The sequence below is a fragment of the Candidatus Desulfolinea nitratireducens genome, assembly GCF_982879505.1.
Genome location: NZ_CEYOSI010000191.1, coordinates 1 through 6,766, shown reverse-complemented (window position 1 = coordinate 6,766; position 6,766 = coordinate 1). Strand labels below are relative to the sequence as shown.

Genomic DNA, 6,766 nt, shown 5'->3' with positions numbered 1-6,766 from the left:
GAGTCATCAATAATAAGGAAATTCGTATAAATGAATTCGTCTCAAAAAATACCTTCTTTCTGGCAAAAAATCCTGGCCTGGAGCGTCCATCTATTTACGGCAAGTGGTGCAGCCTGGGGACTGTTGGCCGTGGTCGCGATTTATAACCACGAATGGAAAGAGGCCATGCTGTGGATGGTGATGGCTATTTTTGTGGACGGCGTTGATGGCTGGCTGGCGCGTTGGGCTCAAGTCAAATCCTTTGCCCCTGAAATTGATGGCGCCCTGCTTGATAATATCCTCGATTATTTCAATTACGTTCTCGTCCCAGGATTATTTTTATACGAGGCCAAGCTGCTTCCCGCTCCTTTTGCGTTGGCAGGGATCATATTGATCGCCCTGACATCAGCCTTTCAATTCGCACAAACCGATGCAAAAACCGATGATCATTATTTCAAGGGATTTCCTTCGTATTGGAATGTAATGGCTATCTATTTGCTGATTTTGGGGTTGAACCCGTGGTTGAATCTGGCAATTATTGTTATTCTCAATATCCTGGTTTTTGTACCGATTAAATATGTCTATCCCTCACGGACGGCTCGCAGGCAGAATCTGACCCTGATATTGACATCCATCTGGGGGGGCATCGGTATCGTCAGCTTATTCCAATATCCCCAGGTCCATCCCTGGTTTTTGTGGAGTTCCCTCCTTTACATCAGTTATTATATTGCGATCAGCGTATTTCCCTCGAAGAAAAAAACAATCTAGTTTTATGCTTGGTTTTCCATATAAGAGCTTTGCGAGAATATATATTTTTAAATATACTCATTTAACGTTGTATAACTGATAACCGGGATCAAACTTTCGGAGTTTCCTCATATGCATATCCTTGTCACCAATGATGATGGCGTTCACGCCCCCGGTTTGCTTGCCCTTGTTCAGGCCATGCAAGGCCTTGGCGATGTGACCGTTTTTGCACCCGACCGGAACTGGTCGGCCTCTGGCCACACAAAAACCCTCGGACGCCCTTTGCGCGTGGACGAAGTCCAGCTCGCAGATGGTACGCCTGCCCTGGCAACCGATGGTGCCCCATCTGATTGTGTTTCGCTGGCCTTATTGGGATTGATCAAACCTGTTGACCTTGTCGTGACCGGCATTAATCCGCATGCCAATATTGGCTCTGATATTACTTATTCGGGAACAGTCACCTCGGCGATGGAAGCTGTCATCGGTGGCGTTCCCGGGCTGGCATTCTCTCTGGAGACTCCGCTTGATCTGGCGGAAGCAGATTATTCCTCCGCGGGTGAGATCGCGCGACGAGTCGCAGAAAAAGCCATCGCCGAAGGGTTGCCAAAGGATACCCTCCTGAGTACGAATATCCCTTATTTGCCATTGGATGAGATCAAAGGTTTCCGGATTACTCGTCTTGGAGAGCGAATCTACCTCGATGAGCTTGTCAGCCGTGAAGACCCCTTTGGCCGCCCCTACTACTGGATCGGTGGCAAGCATCCAACCGGCGAGTTGATCCCTGATACCGATTTTGGCGCGATCAGCGAGGGTTTTGTCTCCATTACACCCATCCAGATGGATATGACTGCTTACAGCGAGATGAAGAGACTTCAAAATTGGGTGTGGTAATTTTGCCCCCACCTGGCCTTCGCGTAGCACCGTTCGTCCAGCTTGACTGGATACTCACAGAGTGCCCCCACAAGCAGGGGAGGAAAAGGAATGAGCTATGCCCCGTTTTACTTCACCCCCCAGTCAGCTTGATTATCATTTGCAGGTTTGGGAGCTTGCTCGCCAAATCCCGGAGGGCAGGGTCTGCTCCTATGGCCGCATCGCGGGGATGATCCCGCCGCCCAATAATATGGACCCGAAAAGTTATCTTGCCTTTGGCCCGCGTTGGGTTGGCGGCGCAATGGCGCAATGCCCGGATGATGTCCCCTGGTGGCGGGTGGTCAACGCTCAGGGAAAGATCAGCGCACGTCCGCATGCAGCGCGGCAACGTGAATTGCTCGAAGACGAGGGGGTCGTTTTCGACGAGCGGGAAAAAATTGATTTTAAGAAATATTTGTGGGAAGGGGAAAACTCGGAATCATCCCAGCAACTCTCTCTGCCTGACGACTTCAAATAACATCACTGCCCCCGCAATAGCCGCGTTTAACGATTCCATCTCTCCTGGCATGGGGATATGAACAGACATTGCAGCCAATTCCCGCGCGAATTGGCTGGCTCCCTCTGCCTCTCCGCCAATGACGAGCGCAGACGGCGACTTGAAATCTGCCTCCGTATAAGCGATATCTCCGGCCATCACAGCCAGCCAGACCTTTAATCCCCCCACCCGATCTTTGATCTGATCCCAATCTGCCGAGAGTATTGGCAGGTGGAAATGCGCCCCCATCCCGGCACGGAGAACTTTCGGAGAGAAGGCATCTGTCGTTTCGGGGGGCAGAATGACGGCATCCACGCCCGCAGCGGCGGCTGTTCGCAAAAGCGTACCAAGGTTGCCCGGGTCACGGATCTGGTCGAGGATCAGTAAAAAATCGGGGGAGTTGGGCATTGGGAGTTGGGATTTGTCCAATACCGCCAGGATACCCTGGGATGTTTCGGTATCACCGATGGATTTTAGCAGCGCAGAATCCACTTCTTCGGCGTCCACATCTTGCAGGGAATTAAGAAGTTCCTGCCCTCGCTCATTCAGATTATTAGCATAAAGCACAAAACGGATCGGCCATTTCGCCTTCACAGCCTCTTCGAGCAGGCGCACGCCCTCCACAAGAAAGGCCTTTTCCTTGCGGCGTGTTTTGGCGCGTCCTTGTAATGCACGGACGAGTTTGAGTTTGGGGTTTTGGGGAGATGTGATCATGATATTTGATGTTAATCCCCCCCGCAAACAGAGGGAAGTGGGGGAGAATGCCCCCATTGTATCGTTAAAAAGTAAGGGCGGGTCTGAGACCCGCCCTTACTAAAAAAATTATGCTTCGTTGGCTTGAGCCACAACTGCGGCAAAGGCTTTCGGATCGCGTACGGCCATATCGGCCAGCATTTTACGGTTGATCTGGATATCTGCTTTTTTGAGCAAATGGATCAGGTTGCTATAGGTGACGCCATTTAGGCGAGAGGCTGCGTTGATGCGGGCAATCCACAGCCTGCGCAGATCGCGTCGGCGGACGCGGCGGTCCCGGTACGAGTACCAGAGACTCTTCAGCATCGCTTCATTGGCTCGGCGGAAGAGCTTGCTCTTCGTACCGCGCTGACCTTTGGTCAGCTTTAATATCTTTTTATGTCTTCGTCGTCCGTGAGGACCATTTTTTACACGTGCCATTATTTATCTCCTGCGCACCCCTGGGCGTCGGTACGGGGGCCTTCCCCGCAGCCAGTTGCATACACCCAACAGCCGCACTATAAGCTAAAAAACTATTTCATATTCGGCGCAAGGCGCTTGATGCGCTTGAGCAGACCACTGCCTTTAACAACAATCATTGAAGAGAGCAATGCCTTTGTACGCTTGGATGTGCGACGACGGAAATGGCTTTTTCCGCCTTTGGTCCGCACAAGTTTCCCAGAACCGGTCAGGCGAAAACGCTTCGAGGTCGCCTTGTGGGTTTTGAGCTTGTATTTTTTGGTTTTTACTTTCTTTGACACAAATTTTCTCCTTTCATAAAAATATCGCAGGCCGGGTCGATCTCCTGCGGAGATTAACTAATTAAGAATAATTCCTATTTGACTAGCGGACCCATAACCAACATCATAACGCGGCCTTCCATTTTAGGCATCTGTTCAATCGTGCCTATATCAGATAGTTCTTCTGCGATTTCACGCAAATCTTCGAGCGCAATTTCGGGGTAATCCATTTCACGTCCTCGAAAACGGATCGTCACTTTGACCTTTTTTCCTTCTTCAAGCCAACGTTTTGCGTTTTTAACCTTGAAGCCGCGATGGTGCTCATTGGTTTTCGGTCGCAAACGGATCTCTTTCAGGTCGATCCTGGTTTGGGCCTTACGCGCTTCTTTATCTTTCTTCGATCTTTGGTAAAGGAATTTACCAAAATCCATGACACGGCAAACGGGTGGTTTGGCCCCAGGCGAAACCTCTACAAGATCAAGGTCTGCCTCGGCAGCAAGGTCCATTGCCTCTTTAAAGGTCACGACCCCGATATTCTCACCATCAGCACCAATCAGGCGGACCTGGGGGCTGCGAATCTCTTCATTTATTCTAAAATCGTTTGCGCCTATGTGCTTCTCCTTCTTTCATAATAGAAATACAGACAACCAGCCAATGGGCTGGTTTGCGGATGGATGATACCACAGACCGAGAAAACCCGTCAATCGAAATTAGCCAAATCCTCTCTTGAATTCAACTTGCCCCCCTTTAACGGAACCAGGTTGACCTTTTAGAGTGTCCCGTCAACCAGCGCACAGAGCGGGCCTGATCCCAAAAATTCTCGTCACGGATGCTCATCCCCAAAAGGCCGCATTCGATCAGAGAAATCGAATCTGGCACGGTATCTGGCACCACGCAGGCAAAGCGAACGGGGTCTTGCAGCTGATCAATAAATATGCCTCGAAGTGCATTCTCTTCGTTTGGGGTGGGGAAACAGTTGGGATTCCAGAACCCATTTTCAGGAAAACGGCACCAGGATTGGTCTGCCTCTTTGACTACAGTATAGGTAAGGACATCGACGATCTGGCTATTCGAATTGAGCAGGCGGACGGTATCGCCGCCATCGCTCAGAGAGATATGCGAGGTATAGCCAAAAATCGCTATTCTGGCTCCTGATTGCAGGCTGACGCTGGGAAGTCTATAGGGGTCGGAACCGAGATCTTTTTCATCATCCAGTTGCCAGCCCTGTAAATTTACGGAGGAGACGCCTCGATTGATGATTTCGATATATTCATCGTTGACATCAACCACACCATCTCCGTTCCAGTCGTGACCGGCGCGAGGCAGAACCTCGTTAAGGACCACAGATTGAAAGGGGTAAGACGTTGGCGTTCCTGTCGGCGAGATCGGGGTTCTGGTCGGGATGGGAGAGGGGGTGGCAGTGACGTTGATCGCCCAATTGGCTTCCCCGGGTGAACCATTGATGGGTTTGTTAAATGCATCCAGATAAGCACTAGGTGCCCCAGCAAAGGTAAACCAGGCCGAAGAACCATCGGCTACCACGCCGCTCCGCTCCATGCTCCCAAAATCTGGCAATGCGCTGCCCGCAGGCCAACCCCCTCCATCATTATTAGCAGTATCAACCACTTGGCCTGTTGGAGAAATTAATTTTAGAAATTCCCCACCCTCTTCAAGAGCTTCAGTATAAATGAGGTCCGCGGGAATACCTACAACAGTGTCCTGAGTGCGCTCAAGGAGAAAATACCCTCCTTTGGCAATAGTACAGTTAGGGTTCGCACAATCAGCTGAAAGAAAATCAATCGTTGGCGTGCCATCAGCCGCTGTAATCTGCCAGTTCAACAAGTTAATGTCACCATCACTTGTATTGTAGAGTTCTATCCATTGATGGTCGCTTGAAGCTTCTGTTCCAGCCCAGGCGACTTCGTTAATCATTACGGTTCGTGAAGCTGTTGGAGTTGGCGTAATGGTTGGTGTTGAAATAGGGGGAATGGAGGTATGGGTAACAATATAACCCCAATTCGCCTGCCCAGGTGAGCCGTTGATATCATTCCCGGCGGCGTCTTTTCCATTTTTTACGGTACCGATATTGGTCACCCAAATATCATCAGCATCTGCGGATGTTCCCATCCGCTCCATGCTGCTGGCAGGGGATAGACGACCATTGGGCCAGGCGCCACCATTGCTGTTGGCAGTATCAATTATTGCGCCATCGGGGGCACGTAAACGAAGGAGTTCTCCTGAATCATCTAAGGCACCCAAAAAGATTTGATTGCTACTACCACCATCAAAATCGCTATCTCCGATTTCAACATTTTCTTCGCGCCCTCGCTCCAACAGAAAGTACCCAGATGCTGAAGTCACACCAGAAAGGATAATATCCGGGCTGCCATCTTCTGCGACAAGCCGCCAACCGGTTAGATCGAAACTTGGGACACCAGGGCTGTAAAGCTCGATCCATTCATCGTCAGAGGAGGCAACAGTCCCTCCCCAGGCAACTTCATTGATAAGCACATCCAAAGCCGCAGCCTGATGCGGCGCGGCCTGTACCCTCCAATTTAAAGAGGGGAGCAGCGAGCCGAGCAGGAACCCCGCCAGGAGAAAAACTGCGCTCCAGCGCATTTTCTTACGCGAGTGCTTATCTTTCTGCTCGGAGTTCATGGGGAAATAGTATCATATAACATTACTGATTGTTCAAGATAATTTTGTTTACCACAAAAATACAATTAGTTTAAATAAATCCTGCAATGATTCGTGCACACAATTGGTTTAATAAAGTTCTGCTCTTGAAGGCTTAACAATATTTTCTACCTCAATTCATTGTTGCGAATGCGATAATAACCTGAAAGGGTTTGCAATAAACAGCAACGCTTTTGAATTGAGAAAGATCTGTGTTCTCCGGGATTTCATAATCCTGATCGCCTGAGATCGCTGCAAGCGAACTTATCTCCAGGAATTCACCAAGTTCAGCGTACTCAGCAGAAGATGGTTTTCTGACAAAGAAAACATATAGATCCGGGCCGCAGCAGACAGAAAAGTTTTCCAGGTTCAAATAATAAGTTCCATCCGCCCTTTGGTAAATTGTTGCAGTGCCAGCTCCGGTATGATCCTGATCAGCACCTTCAAATTTACCCTGCAGCAGAATCACAGCGGCACTTTCAGTTGG

At 49.8% G+C, this 6,766-nt stretch carries 9 protein-coding genes; 3 read left to right on the top strand and 6 right to left on the bottom strand.

Features of this window, described 5'->3' with window-relative positions:
• Nucleotides 1-30 precede the first annotated feature (30 nt).
• From AC3DOM_RS14150 to AC3DOM_RS14140, 3 genes are all read left to right on the top strand, one after another.
• Complete coding sequence (locus tag AC3DOM_RS14150; protein ID WP_487919691.1) at nucleotides 31-747, top strand: CDP-alcohol phosphatidyltransferase family protein; 717 nt, start codon at nucleotides 31-33, stop codon at nucleotides 745-747.
• Between the two features lie 111 nt (nucleotides 748-858).
• A complete protein-coding gene (gene surE / locus AC3DOM_RS14145; RefSeq protein ID WP_487919690.1) occupies nucleotides 859-1,617 on the top strand; it encodes a 5'/3'-nucleotidase SurE in 759 nt (252 codons plus the stop codon).
• A 97-nt stretch (nucleotides 1,618-1,714) separates the two neighbouring features.
• Complete coding sequence (locus tag AC3DOM_RS14140) at nucleotides 1,715-2,113, top strand: MGMT family protein (RefSeq protein ID WP_487919689.1); 399 nt, start codon at nucleotides 1,715-1,717, stop codon at nucleotides 2,111-2,113.
• Here the strand turns inward: AC3DOM_RS14140 and AC3DOM_RS14135 are convergent.
• The 6 genes from AC3DOM_RS14135 to AC3DOM_RS14110 all read right to left on the bottom strand — a co-directional run.
• Nucleotides 2,075-2,845 (bottom strand): TrmH family RNA methyltransferase, encoded by a 771-nt coding sequence (locus AC3DOM_RS14135; RefSeq protein WP_487919688.1) that lies wholly within the window; start codon nucleotides 2,843-2,845, stop codon nucleotides 2,075-2,077. The two genes, AC3DOM_RS14140 and AC3DOM_RS14135, sit on opposite strands and share 39 nt — an antisense overlap.
• Nucleotides 2,846-2,953: 108 nt before the next feature.
• On the bottom strand, nucleotides 2,954-3,304 hold the full coding sequence (gene rplT / locus AC3DOM_RS14130; protein WP_487919687.1) for a 50S ribosomal protein L20: 351 nt from the start codon (nucleotides 3,302-3,304) through the stop codon (nucleotides 2,954-2,956).
• 92 nt (nucleotides 3,305-3,396) lie between these two features.
• On the bottom strand, nucleotides 3,397-3,624 hold the full coding sequence (locus tag AC3DOM_RS14125; RefSeq protein WP_487919686.1) for a large ribosomal subunit protein bL35: 228 nt from the start codon (nucleotides 3,622-3,624) through the stop codon (nucleotides 3,397-3,399).
• A 74-nt stretch (nucleotides 3,625-3,698) separates the two neighbouring features.
• Nucleotides 3,699-4,193 (bottom strand): translation initiation factor IF-3, encoded by a 495-nt coding sequence (infC, locus tag AC3DOM_RS14120; protein ID WP_487919692.1) that lies wholly within the window; start codon nucleotides 4,191-4,193, stop codon nucleotides 3,699-3,701.
• A 157-nt stretch (nucleotides 4,194-4,350) separates the two neighbouring features.
• Entirely contained in the window at nucleotides 4,351-6,261 is a 1,911-nt protein-coding gene (locus tag AC3DOM_RS14115; RefSeq protein WP_487919685.1) for a lamin tail domain-containing protein, read from the bottom strand.
• Between the two features lie 151 nt (nucleotides 6,262-6,412).
• Nucleotides 6,413-6,766 (bottom strand): DM13 domain-containing protein (locus tag AC3DOM_RS14110; protein ID WP_487919684.1); only part of this gene is annotated, 354 nt, incomplete at its 5' end.